The sequence below is a fragment of the Sulfurospirillum arcachonense DSM 9755 genome (genome assembly GCF_000597725.1).
Classification (GTDB): Bacteria; Campylobacterota; Campylobacteria; order Campylobacterales; family Sulfurospirillaceae; genus Sulfurospirillum_A; species Sulfurospirillum_A arcachonense.
Window position 1 is genome coordinate 21,935 of record NZ_JFBL01000018.1, and the last position, 22,406, is coordinate 44,340.

The following is a 22,406-nucleotide window of genomic DNA, read 5'->3' on the forward strand; positions in this document are numbered from 1 at the left end:
TTATGAAAATTGATATGCCAAAAAATGTAGATGAAGCTCTTGAGAGTACAAGTCTTTCTGGTATTCTTGATAGATGGGATTACCAAGGAACACGTGCAAAAGCGTTTGAAGGAGTAGACTTTCAAGCCTTAAGAACTAGAATAGCCAAAGTTAAAGGTGGTGTTGCAGATAATTTTGATGAAGTAGCAGAAACTTTCAAAAAAAATGCAGAAGCTAATGGTATTAAAGTTTTTCGTGCTAGTAGTGCAGAAGAAGCAAAAGAATATATTGCTAATCTCTGTAAAGAAAAAGAGGTTAAAAAGATTGTTAAATCTAAATCAATGGCAACAGAAGAGCTTCATCTTAATAAGCATTTAGAGCAATTTGGTATTCAATCAGATGAAACGGATTTAGGTGAGTGGATTTGTCAATTAGCACATCATACACCATCACACATGGTTATGCCTGCAATTCATCTTAATAAAGAAGAAATTTCTAGTCTTTTTTCTGATGAAATACAACAACCTTTAGACAATGATATTGATAAACTTGTTAAAGTTGCTCGTGAACAGATTCGTGAAAAGTTTTTTGAAGCAGATATGGGAATTTCAGGAGCTAATATTGCTATTGCTGAAACAGGCAGTATTGTGATTTGTACTAATGAAGGAAATGCACGTTTAGTTACTAGCCTTCCAAAAATTCATGTTGCACTTGTAGGACTTGAAAAACTTGTTCCAAATTATGAAGATGCAGAGCCTATTTTAACAGCTCTTCCTCGTAATGCTACGGCTCAACTCTTAACTAGTTATGCTTCATTTATTTCAGCACCAACACTCAACGACGATGGTACAATGAAAGAAGTTCATGTTGTTTTAATGGATAATAACCGTACAGCAATGGCAGAAGATCCTAAATTTAAAGAAGCACTTCAATGTATTCGCTGTGGTGGTTGTTTAAATGTTTGTCCAGTATTCCGTCTTGTCTCTGGTCATGTTTTTGGTGATATTTATACTGGTGGTATTGGAACTATTTTGACATCATGGTTTACAGATTTAAAATCAGCAGAAGAAATTCAAGCATTTTGTATTGGCTGTGATAAGTGTAAAGAAATCTGTCCTGGTAATATTGATATTCCTGGTTTAATTCTTGAAATTAGGCGTAGAAAAGCAGCTAAAGAAGGAATTCCTGCTGTTTACAAAGGTGCTTTACAAGTAATCAATAACCGTAAGCTTTTTCACTCATTACTAAAAGTAGCTTCTGTTGGACAAAAACCATTTGCAAAAGATGGTTTTATTCGTCACCTTCCTTTCTTTTTATCTAATTTTACAGAACACAGAAGTTTGCCAACTGTAGCACCTGTAGCCTTCCGTGATCTTTTTAAAACTATTAAGCAGCCTAAAAGTGATACAAAAGCTGCATTTTTTGCTGGATGTGCACTTGATTTTGTTTTTCCAAAAACAGGCGAAAATATTATTAAAGTACTAAATAAGGGTGGGGTAGAAGTAACATTTCCAGAAGACCAATCTTGTTGTGGTATTCCTCATTGGGGAAGTGGTTCATTTGATATGGCAGCTAAATCAGCGGCACATAACTTAAAGTCTTTGTTAGAAGATGATCCTCAATATGTAGTAGTAGGATGTGCTAGTTGTACGACAGCACTTAAAAAAGAGTGGGTTGAAGTTCTTCAATCTGAGGGTATGGATGATTTAATTCCACAAGCTAAGAAAGTTGCTGAAAGAACTTATATGTTTACAGAACTTGTAAATAAACTTGTAGAAGATAAAAAACTTATACCAAAAGAAGGTGTAGATACTCATAAGCTTACTTACCATGATTCTTGTCATGCTAAACGTCATTGTGGAATTTCACAAGAACCTAGATCGGCTCTTAGTGCCGCTGGATATGAAATCAAAGATATGAAAGAGTGCGATACTTGCTGTGGTATGGGTGGAGCTTATACAATTAAACAGTCTGATGTATCTATGAATATGCTTAAGAGAAAAATGGAAAATGTCCAAGAAACTGGAGCGGAATTTGTAAGTGCTGAGTGTCCTGGTTGTCTTATTCAACTTGGTGGAGGACTCGATAAAACAGATTCAAATATGAAAGCAATGCACCCTGCTGATTTAATGATAGACAAATTCCAATAAAAATATTTTTAACTATTCCCTAGCTCTAATCTAGCTAGGGAAAGCTTTACATGTAAAGGATTTTAATGAAGTAAAATCCTTTTTTATATATTAAAAGGAACACTCATACATGTAAGTCCAGCTTCTGCTTTAACAAACTCTGTAATGTCTGTTATTTTTACTGTATATCCTAATGATTTTACTATCTCTATTGTTTTTGGAAAAGCTTCATTCATACAAATGCTTTCATTAATTTTTAAGATATTTGCACCAAAAGGTTCTTCTTTTGGGACTATAATTTGTTTAAATCCTTGAAATACACTACTATCTACCCATTCAGGGTTAATGAGCAAAGTTGCATCATCAAGTGCAGTACAACCAGTTTTTAGGTGTAAACAGCCAGATACTTTTACCAAAGTTACTTCATAACCATAAGGAGCAATAATTTCTCTTAACGCTCTAATTCCTTGGGAATTTGTTCTTGCTGATTTTCCAACAAAAATTTGTTTTCCAATTTTGAGAACATCACCACCTTCAATCTTTGCAGGTAATTCAATACTTTTTATTTCACGGTAATTAGCAAATACTTTTTCCAGCGTAGCTCTCTCTTTTCGTCTCGATTCTACACCCATAGAACATAGTACTGCTACTTCATCAAACACTATAATAGGGTCTTCAACAAAAACACTATCTGCTAAGTCCATATTTTCATCAAGAGTGATTACTTTTGCACCACACTCTTGAAGCATTGAACAATAACTTTTGTGTTCTTTTTGTGCTTTTTTTATATCAATTGGATTACTTTGTAAAAAAGTTAGTTCACATTTTTCTAAAGAAGAAGAGGGAAGATGTGTAATTATATTTAACATAAAATTTCCTTTTATTTTTATTGGAAGTATTATGCCTAGTTATTTCTTACATCATTGCCATTTGTATCCTCGCATCTTCACTCATCATAGACTCATTCCATGGTGGCTCAAAAGTAAGTTCTACGTACACGTTATCTAGTTCAGGAATAGTTCCTATCACTTCATACACTCTATTGACTAGATGTTCTGAAACGGGACAACCAGGAGAAGTGAGTGTCATAGTAATCTGACATGCTATTTTACCATCACTCTCTTCACCAAAATCTATATTATAAAACAATCCCATATCGTACAAATTTAGTGGTAGCTCAGGATCATAAACCTTTTTAAGTTCTTCTATTACTTTATCATTCAATTTTTCTTTATTCATTTATAACTCCTCTTTTGCACGTGCATATATTGCATTTAACATCGAAGTAAAACCATTTTGTCTTACTGGCGAGATAATTTCGTCTAAATTTAAAATTTTTAATTTTTCTCTATCAAAGTCTAATATCTCTTGAGGTGTGTGGTTTGAGTAGATTTGAGCCAATATAAAAGCAAGCCCTTTGACTATAACCGTATCACCATCGGTATCAAAAAAGAGTTTATCATCCACTTTTCGCACAACAAACCAAACAGAAGATTGACAACCTTTGATTTTATTTGTTTCATTTTTATCTGCTTCATTTAAAGTGACTGATTTTTTACCTAAATCGATGATATATTCGTATTTGTCCATATCATCATCAAAAAGTTCAAAATCTTCTTTATAGTTATATACTGTTTCTTCCATCATTAAGCCTTTATCATCTCAATGCTTCGTTTTAAAGCTGCAAAAAATACTGCTACGTCTTTTACTGTATTGTAAACTCCAAAGCTAATACGCACAGTCCCTTCAACCCCTAAAGATTGCATGGTAGGTTGTACACAATGATGTCCAACTCTAACTTGAACTTTTTGTTTATCAAGTAAAATTCCCAAATCTTGATGGTGAATCCCTTGTATATTAAAACTGATATTTCCAGTAGCATTTAGGGTGTCACCATAGGTGATTACATCCTTTACATGTAAAAGATTTTCATAGGCATAATCAATCAACTCTTTTTCATGTTTTTGTATAAAATCAAATCCAATAGTATCTATATACTCTAATGCCTTAGCAAAGCCAATTGCTCCTGCAATATGTTGTGTTCCTGCTTCGTACATGTAAGGAATTGGCATAAACAAAGTATTTTTATATGTTACTTCTTTTATAGCACCCCCTCCACCTTGAAATGCTTTGCATAACTCGTGTAAATCTTTTTTGATATACAGTGCACCAATACCAGTAGGACCATAAAGTTTATGCGCTGAGATTACTAAAAAATCAGCGTCCAAATCTTGCACATCTACTTTTGTATGAACAGCACTTTGAGCAGCATCAACTAAAACTTTACATCCATATTGGTGTGCAAGTTCTGTCATCTCTTTTATAGGCAAAGTGATACCAAAGGCATTTGATGTTTGAGTGAGTGTAACAAAACTTTTTGGGTACTTTTTTAATAGACTCTTAAAATGTTCCAAATCAACACTCAAATCCTCTTTAGAATCTATTACATGTAAGGCTTTTTCTGTGATTTGCCAAGGTATTATGTTTGAATGGTGTTCTAATCCTGAAATAATTACATGTTCAAAATTATCTTTTACAAAACCATACGCTACTAAGTTTATACTACTTGTAGCACCACTTGTAAAAACGATTTCATCTTTCTTTTTAGCATTCAAAAAATCTGCAACTTTTTGCCTTGCATCTTCATACTCTTTCGTTGCATGGTTTCCTAAACCGTGAGCAGCTCTGTGTATGTTTGCACAATATTTTGTATAGTAGTCATGCATAACATCAAGAACTACTTGCGGTTTTTGTGCTGTTGCTCCACTATCTAAATAAATAAGCTTATTATCTTTGAAAAAAGGAAAATCATCTCTAATCTCATTGATACTCATCTAAATCCTCCTTTGCCCATGTTGGAAAACGCTCATAAGCATCTTTTTTAAATGCGTCTATAAGCATTAGGCGAGCATTTTCTTTTGTTATACCTCTTGACATCAAATAGTAAAGTTCTTCTTCACTTAAACTCCCCACAGTAGCCCCATGACTCGCTTCAAGTTCATCGATAAAGATTTTTAATTGAGGTTTAACATAGGATTGAGCACTCGCTTTTTTGGATAACAATAACGAATTACATAACTGATTTGCTTTAGTTCCTGGTGCGTTATGCCCAGCTATTACTTTAGCATCTACCAATCCTTTTGCTTCATCATTGATAATCTGTTTTATAAGTTGATTACTTGTTGTATTTGGAGCGTTATGTTGTATATTGACCAATGTATTTAACTTTTGTTTGTTCGTTGGCAGTTGTAAAGCAGTAAAATCTACATTTGCATTTTCACCCGCTAAATCAACGTTCCATAGAGCTATAGCTAAGTTTGCACCATCTTGGTATGAGTATATTTTAGAACTACTATTTTCATTTTGTGTATAATTATATGTATTTATAATATGTGTATTATCTTGTGATTTTTGCTCATGGACATGAACTAACTTTGAGTCTTTTTCCAATACAACATTTAATGTGTGATTGAAAAAAGTTTCTGCATTTATAAGCACTTTTTCATAAAGATTTAACCTAGAGTTTTCTTCAAGTTTTAGGGTTATATACATATGAGTTTGAGATTTATATAAGTCATCTAAATAGATAATCTCCAATGGTGTCTCTACATGAAAACCTTTTTCAACTTTGATTTCATAAAAATTTTTGTTTAATGCACCACTTAAATAATAAAAAGGATTTGAGCTTAGTTTATCTAGTGTTGGTTCTTTATCAAACTTTATTGTTATACCTTTAGGTAAGTTTGATTGAAAAGGGGAGTAAAATCCTTTTCTAAATACAATTCTATAGTTATCAGTAGATTTTAACTCTGTATAAAAACCTGATACTTGTTCTTCTAAATACTCTTTTTCATAAATAGCTCTAATACCTGTTTTCGAGAAAAGTTCACTTTTTCTAGTAGGTAAGCCTAAGGTTTGAAACTTCTCTATAGAGTCTATACGTACATTTGTTAAATCATTGTACGGTAAAGAAAATTTTTTTAATATGTTTGCTTTTGTGAAAGCATTAATTTCTATAAGCTTCATGATACACTCCTAGAATCCTTCATTCTTGTATAACCATTTGTTTCTATTTCTTTAGCCAGTTCTATACCACCACTTTGAATGATTTTTCCATCATAAAGAATATGCACAAAATCAGGTTTGATATACTTCAATAAATGTTGATGATGAGTGATGAGTAGTACTGAGCGTTCGTTGTTTAACATAGAGTTTACTCCAAGTGCCACACTTTTAAGTGCATCAACATCTAATCCTGAATCTATTTCATCGAGTAAAAAAAGTTCTGGCTCTAAAATACTCATTTGTAGCATTTCATTTTGCTTTTTTTCTCCACCTGAAAAGCCTGCATTTAAATCCCTTTTAAATACATCAGCTGTTATACCTAACTCTTTTGTTTTTGTTTTTACTAATTTTAAAAAGTCTATGGAAGTTATCTCTTCAAGTCCATGATAAATACGTTTTGCATTTAAAGCTTGTTTGAGAAAATACATATTATTGACTCCAGCAATCTCTATTGGATTTTGAAAAGCTAAAAATATCCCTTCTAAGGCTCGTTTTGCAACATCTAGTTCTAAGAGGTTTTTGTTTTTATATGTAATTTCACCATTTGTCACTTTATAATCAGGATGAGCAGATATAACTTTTGCTAAAGTCGATTTTCCTACTCCATTAGGTCCCATTACTGCATGAACCTCACCTTTTTTTATCTCTAAACTCAATCCTTCTAAGATTGTTTGATCTTCTATTTGTACTTTTAAATTTTTAATATTTAACATAATCTTTCCTTTATCCTACACTACCTTCAAGAGTCACATTTAATAGCGCTCTTGCTTCCATTGCAAATTCCATAGGCAATTTACCTAAAACCTCTTTACAAAACCCATTTACTATCATCGATACTGCATCTTCTTCACTTAAACCTCTTTGCATTAGATAAAACAGTTGTTCATCACTTATCTTTGAGGTAGTAGCTTCATGTTCTACGTTTGCAGTGTTATTATGTACATCTATATAAGGATAAGTATGAGCCTTTGCCTGTGAACCAATTATGAGTGAGTCACACTGTGTAAAGTTACGCGCATTTTTAGCATTTGAGCCAACTTTTACTAACCCTCTATAAGCATTGAGTCCATTTAAGGCTGAAATACCTTTTGAGATAATAGTTGATTTTGTATTTTTACCAACATGTATCATTTTAGAACCTGTATCTGCTTGTTGTGATTTTGAAGTAACTGCAACAGAATAAAACTCACCTACAGAGTTATCTCCAGAGAGTATACAACTTGGATATTTCCATGTGATGGCTGAGCCTGTTTCAACTTGCGTCCAGCTAATTTTTGAATTTGCTCCTTTGCATATACCTCGTTTGGTTACAAAGTTATAAATCCCACCTTTGCCATTTTCATCACCGGGGTACCAGTTTTGTATGGTTGAGTAGTTTATCTGTGCATCTTTTAAAGCAATAAGCTCAACAACTGCTGCATGAAGTTGGTTTTCATCACGAGTTGGAGCTGAACAGCCTTCATTGTAAGAGACATAAGATCCTTCATCAGCTATGATAAGAGTACGCTCAAACTGACCAGTTCCAATTGCATTGATACGAAAATAAGTCGAGAGTTCCATAGGACAGCGAACGTCTTTTGGCACATACACAAATGTACCATCAGTAAATACAGCTCCATTTAATGCAGCAAAATAGTTGTCATTCATAGGAACTACTGAAAATAAATACTTTTCTATCAAATCTTTATGATTTTTTATAGCTTCTGAGATAGAACAAAATATAATGCCCAAATCACTTAGTTGTTTCTCAAACGTAGTTTTAACGGACACTGAATCAAAAACAGCATCAACAGCAACTCCTGCTAATTGTTTTTGCTCTTCAAGTGGAATACCCAACTTTTCATATGTTTTAAGTATCTCAGGATCAACTTCGTCAAGTGAATCAAGTTGTTTTTTTGGAGCAGAGTAATAGGATATATTTTGATAGTCAATTTTATCGTACTTTAAACCAGCCCAATCCGGTTCTTCCATCTTTAACCATAAATCAAATGATTTATATCTATTTTCTAGCATCCACTGAGGTTCATCTTTCTTTTTAGAGATAAATTCTAATATGTTTTTATTGAGACCTTTTGGAGCAGTATCTGACTCTATATGTGTTGAAAAACCCAAAGAGTATTCACTGTCTAATACATCATGTATGCTTTGATTTTCTCCCATGATTTACCTTTCAATCTAATTAAGACTATTTTAGTCTTTTATTAAAAATGAAAAGTAAATGAAGCTAAATATTGAGTTTAGATTTTGCTAAGTATTACACAATAAACAGTGTTTGTATAACCATCATTGTTTTTGTATTCTCTATAATGATTACTTTTTGCTGCACCCATTAAGTATTTTTGATTTTTAATGTTTATGATTTTAGTATGATTTTTTTCATTTGTGATTTCTAACTCTTTGATTGGTTCAAAAACCTCACCTATTTTAAAGTCACAAATAGTTGATGTAGAAAGTACAATGCCATCATCACTACAAAACATCGACATTTGTATTTTAGCATCAATAGTTTCATCCATTATGGCTTTAAATTCTGGTTCACTATCAAATACTATTCCTATACCACCTATATTGTTATTCTCATCTAAACTTGTTATTGAAGCACAATATATATAGGTAGGTTTGTTGTCGTATAACTCTGTTTTTTCAAATGGTGTTACATAATATAATTGAGAGTCTATATTTGATAATGATTTTGCAAATGCCTCACCATTAACTTTTTTACCAATAAAAATATTTTGACTTGAATTTGAAACTGCTATTATATTTCTCTCTTTATCATAAATAAATATATTTGTATAAACAGTGTATAGAGAATTGATATATTCTAAAATTGAAGTTATTTTTTTAGTATCTAATAACTCTTTATCATTTAACATTTTTCTAAATGTAGTGTTTAATGCCCACCAACGACAATCATTGGCTCGTTCATATAAATTTCTATCCATAATATCAACACATAAAGAGGCTTTAAAAGCGGTATTATTTAATGATGCTTGTATGACAATATTATAAATGTATTCTATCGATTTTTTAATAGTATTATGTATGCTCTCACTCACCACACGAATATTATCAAGTATAGGATTGAGTGAATAAACTTTTCTTTTTGAAGCAATAATCTCACCATTAATTACAACATCAGCTAAATCATCAATAATCTCTTCTGATCTCATCCTTATATTTTTTAACTCTTTAGATATTATATTGGTTTTTTCTAGTTCACTAAAACTTATATTTAAATTTTCGATTTTTTTAGCATTATTAAATGATTTTTGATATTCTGAAGAAGCAAATCCATGCCAGTTTTGTCCTGTATATCCTTGGTATCCTTCACTTTTTGCTATATAAGATAAATTTGTATTAGTAGAATGAGTATCATTGGTATAATGAGATAAGTTTTCTTGAGTTTGCATAGATTTTTTATTATTGCTTAATACTTCTCCACTGTGACTCAATAAGGCTAATTTCATATCAAATAAATCAAGTTTATCAAAAATCATTTTCATTTCATCATCAATTTTAAAACATAAACATAAAATTCCTATAGTTTTATTTACATCCTTGATTTTCGCTACATATATTAAGCTTTTTTCTTTTCGTGGTTGCAAATCAGAATACCTGAAAAGCTCACAAAAATCATCATTCGTTTCTAATACTTCTTGTATGATTTTATCTTTTGATTTTACTATTGTATTTGTATCATCAAGATTTATTACAACTTCACCATCTGGACGTAACAAAATTATTTCATCATATACAGAGTATTTTAATACATATTCATGAAGTCGTTCTTTTATAAACTGTATGTTTTCTTGTGAGTTATCTGGATTATTTAAAAAATCTATTAAGTCATCATCTGTGGCTAAAAAACCAACATCAGCAGTACGTTCAAATAAGTTTCTAACAAGTATTTCCACAACAACTTGAGCTCTAGATTGTACTGAAAAAGAAAGTTTTCTAATATTCTCTGTGACAAGATGCTTGACTAATTCTTCTTGTAAACTTGCAAATTCTTTTTGAGTTTCTTCCATAAAAGTAAATAGTGTCTCAGCTACATCTAAACTCGATATTTTACCAGTAAGAACAGTTTTTTGTAAACTTTTAGAGAGAGATGTTAATGTGTTTTTATAATTATTAATATCACTCATATGCTCAACAACGTTAGGACTCATAATTTCATTAGACATTTTTACCCCACAAAGAAAAATATTTAAAAATTATACCTTTTTTAGTTAAATAAAGGAAGTATTATAATCATTTTAATGATTAATTATTAGTCAAAATTATGAGTAAAAATAATTTATCCTAGATCTTTTTAAGTATCTTTGATTTTTATATAAATATGAACATTTGTTGAGCCATCTTGAAAAGCTCTTTTATCAACTTCTATATAATTTAAAGATTCAATTAGTTTTCCATATTTATCATATCCATAACTTCTAGGATCAAATGATGGGATATTTTTACTAATATATGAAGCAACGCCTGAAAGTATTGCCCATCCATCATCAGTTGAAACAGCATTTATAGCTTTTGACATAATATTTTTTAGTTTTTTCTCATCGGCTTTTGTTTTCTTAACATCTTCTCTTTTCCGTAAATTTTCCGTAAATATAAATTTATCACAAGCAGATGTAAAAGACTCAGGAGTTTTCTCTTCACCAAATCCATATACTACTAAACCAGCTTCTCTTATTCTTGTAGCTAATCTTGTAAAATCACTATCAGAAGAGACAATGCAAAATCCATCAAGGTGATTTTCATGAAGTATATCCATAGCATCAATAATTAAAGAGGAATCTGTTGAGTTTTTACCTGTAGTATAAGAAAATTGTTGCATAGGTTGTATAGCGTGCTTATGAAGATGTTCTTTCCAATTTTTAAGATTGGTTGTTGTCCAATCACCATAAGCTCTTTTGATACTTGCTATACCAAATTTTGAGATCTCTTCTAATAACTCAGCAATAATAGATGCTTGAGCATTATCAGCATCTATAAGTACAGCTAATTTATCATTTTGTTTTTCTGACATAATAATCTCCTATATATAATCTAATTACTATATCATAATAAAATATCAAATAAATATTTTAGATAAATAGTGTATAATTTTTTAAAATAAACAAGGAGTATTCATGAAAGTTTTAACGTATATAATTGTTTTCGCATTTTTACTAGGGGGATGTTCGTATAAAAATGAAGCTATATCTCTTAATTCATATAAAGCTCAATACAATGGTCCTACTGTAAAAGAGAAAAAAACTGTATATCTTGAAAGTGTCATAGATGACAGAAAAATTAAAAGAGTTATTGGTCTTTATGAGGATAACGGTCAAATTAAAGATAAATTTTTTAGTGAAGTTGATTTTGCAAAAAAATATCAAGAAGGTCTAAATTATGCATTTGAAATTGCTGGGTTTAGTAAAAGTGAAAATGCCGATAATGCAAACTTACATGTCAAAGTTCTTATTAAAAAAATAGAATTAATCTACAATAATAAAAACTTTAATACTAACCTAAAAGGTGAAATAGAAGTTGAAGTTATAGTACAAAAAGATGGTAAAACTATAACTCAAAACTTTAGACAAAAAAATGCAACATGGATTAAACCATCTTTTAAATCAAAAGATTTAGAGCCATTTTTATATACTCTTTTTGTTGATAATGTAAATAATATTGCAGCTAGATTAACTTCGTATTAATCTTTACATGTAAAGATGCAAAAACTATTCACAGTTTTTGCATCACTTCAGTTGTTTGATACTACAAACTATTGAGTATAGCTTCAAAGCTAAGGTTATATTCTTTTATATTTGGATTTTCTTTTTTTGAAAATGTCTTAAAATCTATACTTTCCCAATTATTTTCATTAAAATATTTTAAAAACTTTTTAGCACTTTTTTTCTCTATAACGGTCACTTTATTAAGATAAACAGTAGAATCAAAATCTATGCCATTGTGGTAATCATGGATTAAAGTTAAAATCCAAGCAACGGATGCCATATGTCCACCAGCAATACCAAGAACCATACCTTGATCAACACTAGTAAGTGCATCTTTGCTCCAATCCGTTCCTGCAGTTACAAAATCAATATTTGGAATTTTTCCTCGTTTGATTAGTAACTGAGATGAGGCTCTTGCTAATTCAGAATTTGCACCCCAAATACCACATATTTTGTACTTAGAATAACGTTTGATTAGTTTTGGTAAAGCATAATTAACATACGATGCGGTCCAATTTGTCGGTATTGATTGTAATATTCTAACTTTTGAGTACTCTTTTACAGCATCATTTAAACCTCTCACTCTCTCGGAGCTAAATGAAGTCTTTCTCTCCCCTTCAAAAGCAATAAGGTTTATATATCCATCTTTATCGTAAATCTTATTTTTAATAGCTTTTTTTATCATGAGTTTAGCAGTTAAATATCCTGCCATATAATCATTTATAGATATCTTGCCAATATAATTAGGATACTTTTCCCTCGGCTCTCCAATAAGAGCTTTTTCTTCTTTCTTTAATTTACCAAACATAAAAACTTTGATACCACTTTGTGCTAAAATGGGAATTGATCTAGATGCAATCAGTTTTTCACCAATCACTATTACATAATCAGGTTTATCTTTTTTATTAGCAATTTCTTCTGCTACGTTAACAGCTCTAATGGAATCACGATTTGTATATATGATTTCAAAGTCCATATTTAAGCTTTTCCCAGCGCTTTTAGCAATACTATGGATACCTTGCCAAAATATATCTGTAGGAGTTGCTACAGATATCAATACAACTTTTTCTTTTGCAAAAAGGGCGGATGATAAAAAAATAACGAACAGACAAAATATCTTTAAAAATTTCATAAAAAGCGTCTCCCTTTTATGTACTTTTATTATATGTATAGTTTAGCAAAATATAGACAAAATTAAAAATTATACGTTTATATATCTAGTCTTTTTTCATATTTTGGTACTTTACAAACAAAATCAACCCAACTAGAATCATAAATAAACCAAAAATAGAAATTAAATTAAGTGAAGATGATCCTAAAAGCAACATACTTCCTATTAGAGCAAAAACAACTTCGCTTGCTTGAGTTGCATCAACACCTGCTAACTCATTTGTGTTCTTAGCATGATTCCGTGCATATAAAAAAATACTTGTCGCAAATACTCCTGAAAATAGAGCAACTAAAGATGTATTTAGTACTTGATTATATTTTGGTAATTCAGGATTAATTATAAGTACAAGAACAATCCATAAAGGTAATGAACCTAATGATAGAAGCATTACTTTATTAAAAGCATTATTAAGTAAGGGGGAATCAATTTTAGGTACAAAATGAGTCATTCCATGTTTTGCTTCCCATACAAGTTGATTTCCAAGAGGATAACAAAAGGCAGCTATTAGTACGGGAATACCTCCTAAAAGTAAGCTTTGAAAATTAAAATTATCTATATGCGATAAATTTACAAAACAAACTCCTATAAAAATCATAAGAGAAAATATCCAGATGCGTTTAGGAAATGTGCGACCAAAAAACATAAATACAAATAAACTTGCAACAACAGTAAACTGCCAAGTTGCAGCTATGACCCATCCTGGTGAAAAATCAGCGCTAAAGCAGATTAAGGCGTAAAACATACCAAAACCAATACTTCCACTAACAATCCAAAATAACCAGTATTGCGTAAAAAGATATAATACATTTTTAAGGCGTGTAATTCCACCTTGGACCCATAATATAACTACTAAGAAAATTATCATAAAAACATAACGAAGAGACGCTGACCATATCCAATGGCCACCAGCTAAACTCATAACTTCATTTAAAACAAATGTTGTACTAAAAAAAGCTCCTGAGAGAATACCGAGTAATATTAACTTAAGCATTTACTCTTTCATATCCAATCCAAGTTCAGGTGCGATTGCTCTCATAGCCAAAATGACTTCACCCATAAGCTCGCTCAATTCAATACCAAGCATATCAGCACCTTTTTGTATAACTTCTCTACTAGCACCTGCTGCAAATGATTTGGTTTTAAATTTTTTCTTTACAGATTTAACTTCTAAATCCATAACTGATTTACTAGGACGCACTAATGCACAAGCAGTGATAAGACCTGTGAGCTCATCCACAGCATAAAGAGTTTTTTCCATATCACTTATTGGCTCAATATCCGTACAAATTCCATAACCATGAGACATAATCGCTCTTATGATTTCTTCACTATAACCATGTTTTTGCATGATTTCTTGGGTTTTTATGCAGTGTTCTTCAGGATATTTTTCATAATCTAAATCATGCAAAAGTCCAACAATGCCCCATGTTTCTTCATCTCCATCGTATTTTTTAGCAAAGTATCTCATAGTACCTTCCACTGCTAGTCCATGAGTTACTAAGGCATCACCGTTATACTCTTTTAATAGTTCAAAAGCTTCGTCTCTATTTGGCATAATCATCCTTTCTTTTTATCATAATAATTTTTTACATGTAGTATATAAAAATTAGTGTATAATTGCAAAAAAATTAGGAGATTGAATGAATAAAAGTTTAGTTACAGATCTACTTAGTTTAGCACTTATTGGTATCTCTTTTTTAGCGATTCCTTACCAAGATGCTTTCCTTTATACAGGGTTATTTGCACTCTCAGGAGCTTTAACAAATCAAATAGCAATACATATGCTTTTTGAAAAAGTACCATTTCTTTATGGCTCAGGAGTAATTCCTCTTAGATTTGAAGCATTTAAAACTTCTATTAAAGATTTGATGATGAACCAGTTTTTTACAAAAGAGCAGTTAAATGACTTTTTTACAAAAGAAGAAAAAAAGATAGACTTAACTCCTATCATAGAAACTACAGATTTTTCTCCTGCTTATGATGCTCTAACAAAAACTGTTATGGAGTCATCTTTTGGTGGAATGCTTGGTATGTTTGGAGGGGAGGCTGCACTTGAAGGTCTACGTGAACCTTTTACAGAGAAATTAAAAGTAGCAGTAGTAGATATCTCAAAAAGTGATGCATTTAATGACCAAATCCAAATACACTTACAAAGCTCAACTCTTAGCGATGATATGCTTAGCTCCATTGAATCTGTAATCGATACAAGATTAGAAGAGTTAACACCACAAATGGTAAAAGAGATAGTTCAAAACTTTATAAAAGAACATCTTGGCTGGCTTGTTGTTTGGGGTGGTTTCTTTGGTGGACTTATAGGATTGGTGAGTTCTTTCTTATTATAGCCCTATTTTAAGGGCTATAATTTCAAGTATAGCAAAACTTTACAACATTTTTTAACATTTTGCTCTGGAATGTCCCCAAATAGACAGATTTTAATTCTGTAATTTGGTAAAATAATGCGAGAGCATTTTAAGGTATAAAATCAATATAAAAGTATTTTATTAAATGGATATTACCAAAATAGCACGATATCTCAATAATCAATGAAAAAAGATAAAATCTCTTAAAATAATCTAGAATTTTTTTTTAATAATAAAAATTGATATTTATGATAAAATCATGCCATTAAATTTTTATATAACATATATAAAATATATTCTAAAAACTCACAAGAGTATTAGAGTGATTACATGTAAATGATTAAAAATATCTAAGGGTTATGGATATGAAACAAATTTGTGCAATATATTTATATCCATATATAAACCTTATATCTTTTAATACAACCAAAATTCTAAAAACCTTGGCAAATAAATATGCTAAAAATACATATTACTTTCAATTATTTGTTAAGTTCATAAATCAACTATTAAATTATTATCAAAAAACAATTTTCTTTAATCTTACATATACATTACAAAACTTACAGATATTAAGTACTTACAAAATGAGAGTTTAAATATGACACAAGATTTCTTTACATGTAGATATATTTTTAATTTTAGGAGAGACATAATGAGTTGGGTATTAAACTTGGTATTAGAGAATAATTCAAATTTAAAAACACAAGAGGACATAAAAAGTAGTTTGTTCTCTTTAATCAGCAAAAATATAATGAAAGAGGTGGCATAATGGGAATTATAATAGTAGGTATTTTTATAATATATTGCATAGTGGGACTAGTTATTTCAATATTGGCTTACAAATTTACAAAAAAAGTAAAATACTCAATATTGGTAATCATCTTTTTTACTCTATTACCAACTTGGGATTTGTTGATACAAAAGGTAGTTAAGGAATACTATGTAACTTTTAAAATGGAACCTAAAATATATGCTTATCCTGAAAAAGATGAGAATGGGAAGATCGAGAGTTTGGGGTTAATAGATGTGAAAAGTACTAGATATGAATATATTGTTAATACAAAAGAGTTTTATGATTTAATTAAAGCAAGTTTTTTTAATCATAAAAAGTTAACTAAATTAGTTAATAATTACTATGAAATTGATACATATGAACTTGATAGTAAGGGTAAATTAAATTCTCTCAGATGGGTAAGAATATATATAAATAATAATCAAAAAAATACTTTTGAATTTACCGAGAAAAGAACTGCAAGATATCAAGTAAAATCGAAGATTCAAGAGTATTTATTTGGACTATACAAAAAAAAGATATTTAGAATTGTAGATATTAAACTCAATAAAGTTTTAGCGGAAGCTATTTATATAGATTTTACAGATAAATTTTCATATTTTAGAGATAACGTTTTATATTTAAGTAGTGGTAATGGTATAGGTATGTTTTATGTTAAAAATATTTCAAATCTTGATGAAATATTCCAAAAAGTTTTTAAAATGAAAATAAATTTATATGAAAGAAAAGGATTATAAAATGGCAGATATAAGTTCAATACGTGAAAATGGTTTATTAGCAGAATTAGCATATTTACAACTTGAAAATTTTACAGGAAATAGAACAAACAAGATAGAATTGATTGAGTTTATAGATAAACAGAATAAAGATACGATTAAAGGGGACAGGCTACTTTTAATTCAATAAAAGACAAAAAAACATATTTGTGAAGCATAAAAACTATGAACATAGTTTCTTTACATGTAAGACTTTTATAACCCAAAAGCTTTACATGTAAAGATATATTTTAATTTAGGAGATAAATAATGAGTTGGGCATTAAACTTTGCATTAGAAAATAATTTAAAACTACAAGAGGATAGAAAAAGCTTGTCCTTTTTAATCCATGTAAAGATAAATGAAGGAGAACAAAAATGAAGAAGAAAACATTTGCTCTATTTTTTATCATCGCATTTTTTGTAACCATTGGAGTAAAACTCTTTTCTTCATTAAGTAGTTTCGATGTTTCAAAAGGTATTTTACTCAATGAGCACCAAACATATACTATTGAAAAAAACCTTCACAATGGATGTTATGAAGTTGGCTTTTATTCAAAAGATAAACTCTTTTTTTTCCCAATGTATGAACCTTATACTTTTAAAGATTCACAGTTTGAAGTTAAACTTTTTGACAAAGGGGGCAAAGAGCTTAAAAAAACAAACATTGATAAAAACTCGAGACTCCAACATGGATTTAATAGGGGTCGTATCACATCTGGGACAGCTAATGTCGCACTTGAGCTTTTTAAAGTACCTCTACAAGGTGCAAACACTATTAAAGCTCAAATCAATGTCAAACAATTAAACGATAAGTTTAAAAACAAAGAAGTGTATCTTTACTTTCACAAATATTCAAATACATGCAATATGAAACGTTTGGCAATGGTAAATAAAAAACATACATATCCTATTAATAAAGCAGAGACAAACACAACACTTATCCCACTTTACAAAGCACTAACAAGTAAAGATACCCAAAAAGTAAAAACGATTCTTGATGCCAATGAAAGCTTATGTGATAGCAACTTTATCGGTGATAGAACAGTGTTTCACTATAGTGCTTTTCTTGATGATATAAAGACACTTACCTACCTTGAAAAAGAGTGTACAAAAAAGCTACTGCATAAGCCTGACATTCTTACTAAAACACCTTTGGTTTACGCTATAGAAAATAACGCTACGAAAGTACTTGATTTTTTATTTGAACACGGTGGTACATGCCCTGAAAGCATAGAAAATACTTATTTTAAAAAATCTATCGGTCCGAGTTCTGTGTATAAGAAAGATGCATGGGGAGATAATTTTACAAATTTTGTACATGAATATAATTTGCCTGAAATAGCTGATGCTTTATTGAAAAAAGAATGCATGAATATCGACAAAAAGATGAAGGCATTTGGAGGAGGAAAAATTACATGGGTAGAGTTAATGGAGCGAGACATGAGAGGTACGCAACAAATGAAAAAAGAAAATGACCCAAGGTGGAAAACTCAAAAAGACTACACCAAACTCATCAAAGTTTTTAAAAAATACACCAAAGATACAAATACAACACAAAGGATAAACGATGGCAAATGAACTTAAACCTTACGTACAAAGAGTAAATACAGATGACGAAGCTGTAAATCAAATCATAACGGTATTAAATGCTTTACATGTAAAGATATATTTTAATTTAGGAGATAAATAATGAGTTGGGCATTAAACTTTGAATTAGGAAATAATTTAAAACTACAAGAGGACATACAATAAGCCAAGCAAGTAGATATACAAACGAAAATGGAGAAAGATATACACCTAGCATACGATAGCCGTATAACAACTATCCAGCACATCCACTACAAATTAGGTATCTGCTAAATATTCCGAAGATAAGTTATAAAAATATTTATATATAACTTCCACAACCTACAATAGATAGAACTCTCTCAAATTAAACCATTTATTTTTAAAAAGTCACTACTTTATAATTTCTTGACTTATATCAATTTTTCTCTTCTTGTTTCACGTATAATTACAACATTAAATTTATACTTGAGTATTTCGATAGGAATAGTCAAAGGAGAGAAAAAGTGAATGAAAAACCCTATAGAAGTCTTGTAAAAACAGTCTCTTGGAGAGCGGTTGGTACGATTGATACTATAATAATTTCGTATTTAATAACTGGTAATCTTAAAATGGCCACTTCAATTGGATCAATTGAGCTTTTTACAAAGATGGTTTTATTTTATTTTCACGAGCGTGCTTGGAATAAAATTAGTTTTGGAAAAATAAAAGCACCTGAATATCAGATATAGGAGAATTTATGAAAAATAATATAGATACACTAAAACAAGCGATTAAAGGTAAAAACACACAAGAAGTTTTAGCGTACTTTTTAAATGAGTTAGATGTAAATATTGCATTTGCTTCAAGTTTAGGTGCTGAAGATCAAGTTTTAACTGATATTCTTCATAGCATTAGTGATGACGCAAAAATATTTACATTAGATACAGGAAGATTACCAAAAGAGACTTATGATTTGATAGAAAAAACAAATGTAAAGTACAAAAAAAATATAAAAATCTACTTTCCACAAGCAGATAAAGTAGAAGCTTTAGTAAACGAAAAAGGTATGTTTAGTTTTTATAACTCCATTGATGAGAGAAAAGAGTGTTGTTATATAAGAAAAATAGAGCCTTTAAAAAGAGCCTTAAAAGGGCTTGATATCTGGATAACAGGTTTAAGACGAGAACAATCAATAACAAGAGATAGTATGGAGATTTTAGAGCGGGATGAGGGAAATGGACTCTTAAAACTCAATCCTCTTATTGATTGGAGTGAAGAAGAGGTATGGGAACACATCAAAAAGAACAATGTTCCATACAACAAACTTCATGACCAAGGCTATCCTAGTATTGGTTGTCAGCCTTGTAGTAGGGCTGTTCAAGAGGGAGCAGATATAAGAAGCGGAAGATGGTGGTGGGAAAACCCTGAACACAAAGAGTGTGGTTTACATGTAAAGGAAAACAAATGAAAAATTCTGTTCAAAGAACAAGCTTTAGTGATATGAATTTAACTTCTGACGAGTTCGAAGTTAAAGGAGAAGTAAAATGACACAAGATAAAAGAAGACTGACGCATCTTAGGAAATTAGAAGCAGAGTCAATTCATATTATGAGAGAAGTTATAAGTGAGTTTGATAACCCTGCTATGCTTTATAGTGTAGGGAAAGATAGCGCTGTGATGTTGCACCTTGCTATCAAAGCTTTCCATCCATCAAAGCTACCATTTCCACTTTTACATGTAGATACTACTTGGAAGTTTAAAGAGATGATTGAGTTTCGTGACCAAAGAGTCAAAGAGTTGGGATTAGATTTACTTGTACATGTAAACCAAGATGGAATTGACCAAGGTGTTGGTCCTTTTTCTCATGGTAGTAAAGTCCATACGGACATCATGAAAACAGAAGGACTAAAACAAGCACTTAACAAATACAAGTTTGATGCAGTTTTTGGTGGTGCAAGACGTGATGAAGAGAAGAGTCGTGCAAAAGAGAGAATTTACTCTTTTCGTGACAAGTTTCACAGATGGAATCCAAAAGAACAACGCCCAGAACTTTGGGACTTATATAATGCAAAAGTAAATCAAGGCGAGAGTATAAGAGTATTTCCTCTTTCAAACTGGACAGAACTTGATATTTGGCAATATATCTATTTGGAGCAAATTCCTATTGTACCTTTGTATTTTGCAGATAAGCGTCCTGTTGTAGTTAGAGATGGTGTGAAGATAATGGTAGATGATGATAGGTTGCCACTAGAAGAGGGTGAAGAGATCAAGTATGAGAGTGTAAGATTTAGAACTTTAGGTTGTTATCCACTTACTGGTGCAGTTGAGTCATCTGCTTCAACTCTGCCTGAGATTATTCAAGAGATGCTTTTAACAAAAACAAGTGAGAGACAAGGTAGAGTCATCGATAGCGATAGCTCAGGGTCAATGGAAAAAAAGAAAATGGAAGGATATTTTTAATGAGTGATTTACTAAGTACAGATATTGAAGAATATTTAAAAGTACATGAAAACAAAGAACTTTTAAGGTTTATCACTTGTGGAAGTGTTGATGATGGGAAAAGTACTCTTATAGGAAGACTTTTACATGATTCAAAGATGATATTTGAAGACCAACTTGAAGCGATTACCAAAGATAGCAAAAAAAGTGGAACAACTGGAGAAAAAGTTGACTTAGCACTTTTAGTTGATGGACTTGCAAGTGAGAGAGAACAAGGTATCACTATTGATGTTGCTTATAGATATTTTACAACAGATAAGAGAAAGTTTATCATAGCAGATACTCCAGGACATGAGCAATACACGAGAAATATGGCAACTGGAGCAAGTACGGCTGATTTGGCTATTATTTTGATAGATGCAAGACATGGTATACAAACTCAAACGAAAAGACATAGTTATATAACAAGTCTTTTAGGTATCAAACACACTGTGATTGCTATCAATAAAATGGATTTAGTGGATTTTAGTGAAGAAGTATATGAAAAAATCAAAACTGATTACCTTCATTTTGCAAAAGAAGTTGGTATAAAAGATGCTACTTTTATCCCACTAAGTGCTTTAGATGGAGATAACATAGTCAATAAAAGTGAAAAAACACCTTGGTATAAGGGTGAACCACTTTTAAGTGTTCTTGAAAATATAGAGATAGCAAATGACATAAATTTTGATGACTTTAGATTTCCTGTTCAGTATGTAAATAGACCAAATCTTGATTTTAGAGGGTTTTCTGGGACTATTGCTAGTGGAGTTATAAAAGTAGGAGATGAAGTAGTAGCACTTCCTTCAAACAAAAAATCAACCATAAAGTCTATTGTGACATATGATGGTAATTTACAAGAGGCTTATGCTCCTATGGCTGTTACTTTGACACTCAATGATGAGATAGATATAAGCAGAGGTGATGTTATAGTAAAATCTGATAATGTACCTGATATTGCAGACGAATTTGACGTACATGTAGTCTGGATGAACGATACACCACTCAACCTTGGTGATACATATGAAATCAAAAAAGGCACAAGCACTATAAGTGGATTCTTTGAAGAGATTCATTATAAAAAAGATGTCAATACTTTAGAACACATAAGTGTCGATAAATTAGAATTAAATGATATAGGTTATGCTAAACTAATACTTTCAAAAAGTGTTGTTTATGATAGTTATGATATAAATAGACAAACTGGAAGATTTATCATTATAGAAAAGTATACAAACAAAACTGTTGGTGCTGGAATGATAAAACAAAAAACACAGGGTAAAAAAAGTACTCTAAAGCATAGTGACTTTGAGATAGAGTTCAACGCACTGGTTAGAAAACACTTTCCTCACTGGGGAGCGAAAGATATTTCTAAAATAGATGATTTTATTATATAGGAAA

At 30.8% G+C, this 22,406-nt stretch carries 23 protein-coding genes; 11 read left to right on the forward strand and 12 right to left on the reverse strand.

All coding sequences use genetic code 11. From position 1 onward, the window contains the following. The first annotated feature begins 2 nt into the window (after positions 1-2). Positions 3-2,129, forward strand: a complete 2,127-nt coding sequence (gene ldhH, locus K354_RS0112160) for an L-lactate dehydrogenase (quinone) large subunit LdhH (RefSeq protein WP_024955773.1) — start codon at positions 3-5, stop codon at positions 2,127-2,129. Between the two features lie 83 nt (positions 2,130-2,212). Here the strand turns inward: ldhH and K354_RS0112165 are convergent, their stop codons facing one another. The 9 genes from K354_RS0112165 to K354_RS0112205 form a co-directional block, all read right to left on the reverse strand. After that, on the reverse strand, positions 2,213-2,977 hold the full coding sequence (locus tag K354_RS0112165; protein ID WP_024955774.1) for a dimethylarginine dimethylaminohydrolase family protein: 765 nt from the start codon (positions 2,975-2,977) through the stop codon (positions 2,213-2,215). Positions 2,978-3,023: 46 nt separating this feature from the next. Further along, positions 3,024-3,347 carry a metal-sulfur cluster assembly factor gene (locus K354_RS0112170; RefSeq protein WP_024955775.1) on the reverse strand — a complete coding sequence of 108 codons (324 nt, stop codon included), beginning with the start codon at positions 3,345-3,347 and terminating at the stop codon, positions 3,024-3,026. Continuing rightward, a complete protein-coding gene (locus K354_RS0112175) occupies positions 3,348-3,752 on the reverse strand; it encodes a SufE family protein (protein ID WP_024955776.1) in 405 nt (134 codons plus the stop codon). A 2-nt stretch (positions 3,753-3,754) separates the two neighbouring features. After that, the gene (locus K354_RS0112180; RefSeq protein WP_024955777.1) at positions 3,755-4,942 is read right to left on the reverse strand and encodes an aminotransferase class V-fold PLP-dependent enzyme; all 1,188 of its coding nucleotides are present in this window, start codon (positions 4,940-4,942) and stop codon (positions 3,755-3,757) included. Then, positions 4,929-6,134, reverse strand: a complete 1,206-nt coding sequence (locus K354_RS0112185) for a SufD family Fe-S cluster assembly protein (RefSeq protein WP_024955778.1) — start codon at positions 6,132-6,134, stop codon at positions 4,929-4,931. The genes K354_RS0112180 and K354_RS0112185 overlap by 14 nt, the downstream gene beginning before the upstream one ends. Continuing rightward, the gene (gene sufC / locus K354_RS0112190; protein WP_024955779.1) at positions 6,131-6,886 is read right to left on the reverse strand and encodes a Fe-S cluster assembly ATPase SufC; all 756 of its coding nucleotides are present in this window, start codon (positions 6,884-6,886) and stop codon (positions 6,131-6,133) included. The genes K354_RS0112185 and sufC overlap by 4 nt, the downstream gene beginning before the upstream one ends. 10 nt (positions 6,887-6,896) lie before the next feature. After that, positions 6,897-8,333 (reverse strand): Fe-S cluster assembly protein SufB, encoded by a 1,437-nt coding sequence (gene sufB / locus K354_RS0112195; protein WP_024955780.1) that lies wholly within the window; start codon positions 8,331-8,333, stop codon positions 6,897-6,899. A 77-nt stretch (positions 8,334-8,410) separates the two neighbouring features. After that, positions 8,411-10,360 (reverse strand): cache domain-containing protein, encoded by a 1,950-nt coding sequence (locus K354_RS0112200; protein WP_024955781.1) that lies wholly within the window; start codon positions 10,358-10,360, stop codon positions 8,411-8,413. 128 nt (positions 10,361-10,488) lie between these two features. After that, a complete protein-coding gene (locus K354_RS0112205; RefSeq protein WP_024955782.1) occupies positions 10,489-11,205 on the reverse strand; it encodes an NYN domain-containing protein in 717 nt (238 codons plus the stop codon). Positions 11,206-11,308: 103 nt separating this feature from the next. On the opposite strand from K354_RS0112205, the gene K354_RS0112210 reads away from it, so the two are divergent. Continuing rightward, entirely contained in the window at positions 11,309-11,875 is a 567-nt protein-coding gene (locus K354_RS0112210; RefSeq protein ID WP_024955783.1) for a YajG family lipoprotein, read from the forward strand. A gap of 61 nt (positions 11,876-11,936) precedes the next feature. Here the strand turns inward: K354_RS0112210 and K354_RS0112215 are convergent, their stop codons facing one another. The 3 genes from K354_RS0112215 to K354_RS0112225 form a co-directional block, all read right to left on the reverse strand. Next, positions 11,937-13,028 (reverse strand): ABC transporter substrate-binding protein, encoded by a 1,092-nt coding sequence (locus K354_RS0112215; RefSeq protein WP_024955784.1) that lies wholly within the window; start codon positions 13,026-13,028, stop codon positions 11,937-11,939. Between the two features lie 85 nt (positions 13,029-13,113). Next, the gene (locus K354_RS0112220; RefSeq protein ID WP_024955785.1) at positions 13,114-14,058 is read right to left on the reverse strand and encodes a DMT family transporter; all 945 of its coding nucleotides are present in this window, start codon (positions 14,056-14,058) and stop codon (positions 13,114-13,116) included. Next, positions 14,059-14,622, reverse strand: a complete 564-nt coding sequence (locus K354_RS0112225) for an HDIG domain-containing metalloprotein (protein ID WP_037940790.1) — start codon at positions 14,620-14,622, stop codon at positions 14,059-14,061. It lies immediately after the preceding gene. An 85-nt stretch (positions 14,623-14,707) separates the two neighbouring features. Between K354_RS0112225 and K354_RS0112230 the strand changes: the two genes are divergently transcribed. The 9 genes from K354_RS0112230 (at position 14,708) to cysN (ending at position 22,402) form a co-directional block, all read left to right on the forward strand. After that, entirely contained in the window at positions 14,708-15,409 is a 702-nt protein-coding gene (locus tag K354_RS0112230; protein WP_024955787.1) for a DUF445 domain-containing protein, read from the forward strand. Between the two features lie 789 nt (positions 15,410-16,198). Continuing rightward, the gene (locus K354_RS0112240; RefSeq protein WP_024955788.1) at positions 16,199-16,960 is read left to right on the forward strand and encodes a hypothetical protein; all 762 of its coding nucleotides are present in this window, start codon (positions 16,199-16,201) and stop codon (positions 16,958-16,960) included. 1 nt (position 16,961) lies between these two features. After that, the gene (locus tag K354_RS15050) at positions 16,962-17,129 is read left to right on the forward strand and encodes a hypothetical protein (protein WP_156928238.1); all 168 of its coding nucleotides are present in this window, start codon (positions 16,962-16,964) and stop codon (positions 17,127-17,129) included. 226 nt (positions 17,130-17,355) lie between these two features. Beyond that, positions 17,356-18,558 carry an ankyrin repeat domain-containing protein gene (locus K354_RS0112255; protein ID WP_024955789.1) on the forward strand — a complete coding sequence of 401 codons (1,203 nt, stop codon included), beginning with the start codon at positions 17,356-17,358 and terminating at the stop codon, positions 18,556-18,558. Further along, positions 18,548-18,670 carry a hypothetical protein gene (locus tag K354_RS15355; RefSeq protein ID WP_281169408.1) on the forward strand — a complete coding sequence of 41 codons (123 nt, stop codon included), beginning with the start codon at positions 18,548-18,550 and terminating at the stop codon, positions 18,668-18,670. Before K354_RS0112255 ends, K354_RS15355 begins: the two co-directional genes overlap by 11 nt. A 382-nt stretch (positions 18,671-19,052) precedes the next feature. Then, positions 19,053-19,277: a DUF2061 domain-containing protein gene (locus tag K354_RS0112265; protein ID WP_024955790.1), complete on the forward strand. Its 225-nt coding sequence runs from the start codon at positions 19,053-19,055 to the stop codon at positions 19,275-19,277. Between the two features lie 8 nt (positions 19,278-19,285). Then, positions 19,286-19,996, forward strand: a complete 711-nt coding sequence (locus K354_RS0112270) for a phosphoadenylyl-sulfate reductase (protein WP_024955791.1) — start codon at positions 19,286-19,288, stop codon at positions 19,994-19,996. 76 nt (positions 19,997-20,072) lie between these two features. After that, the gene (gene cysD, locus K354_RS0112280; RefSeq protein ID WP_024955792.1) at positions 20,073-20,987 is read left to right on the forward strand and encodes a sulfate adenylyltransferase subunit CysD; all 915 of its coding nucleotides are present in this window, start codon (positions 20,073-20,075) and stop codon (positions 20,985-20,987) included. Beyond that, entirely contained in the window at positions 20,987-22,402 is a 1,416-nt protein-coding gene (gene cysN, locus K354_RS0112285) for a sulfate adenylyltransferase subunit CysN (protein WP_037940792.1), read from the forward strand. Before cysD ends, cysN begins: the two co-directional genes overlap by 1 nt. The last annotated feature ends 4 nt before the right edge of the window (positions 22,403-22,406 follow it).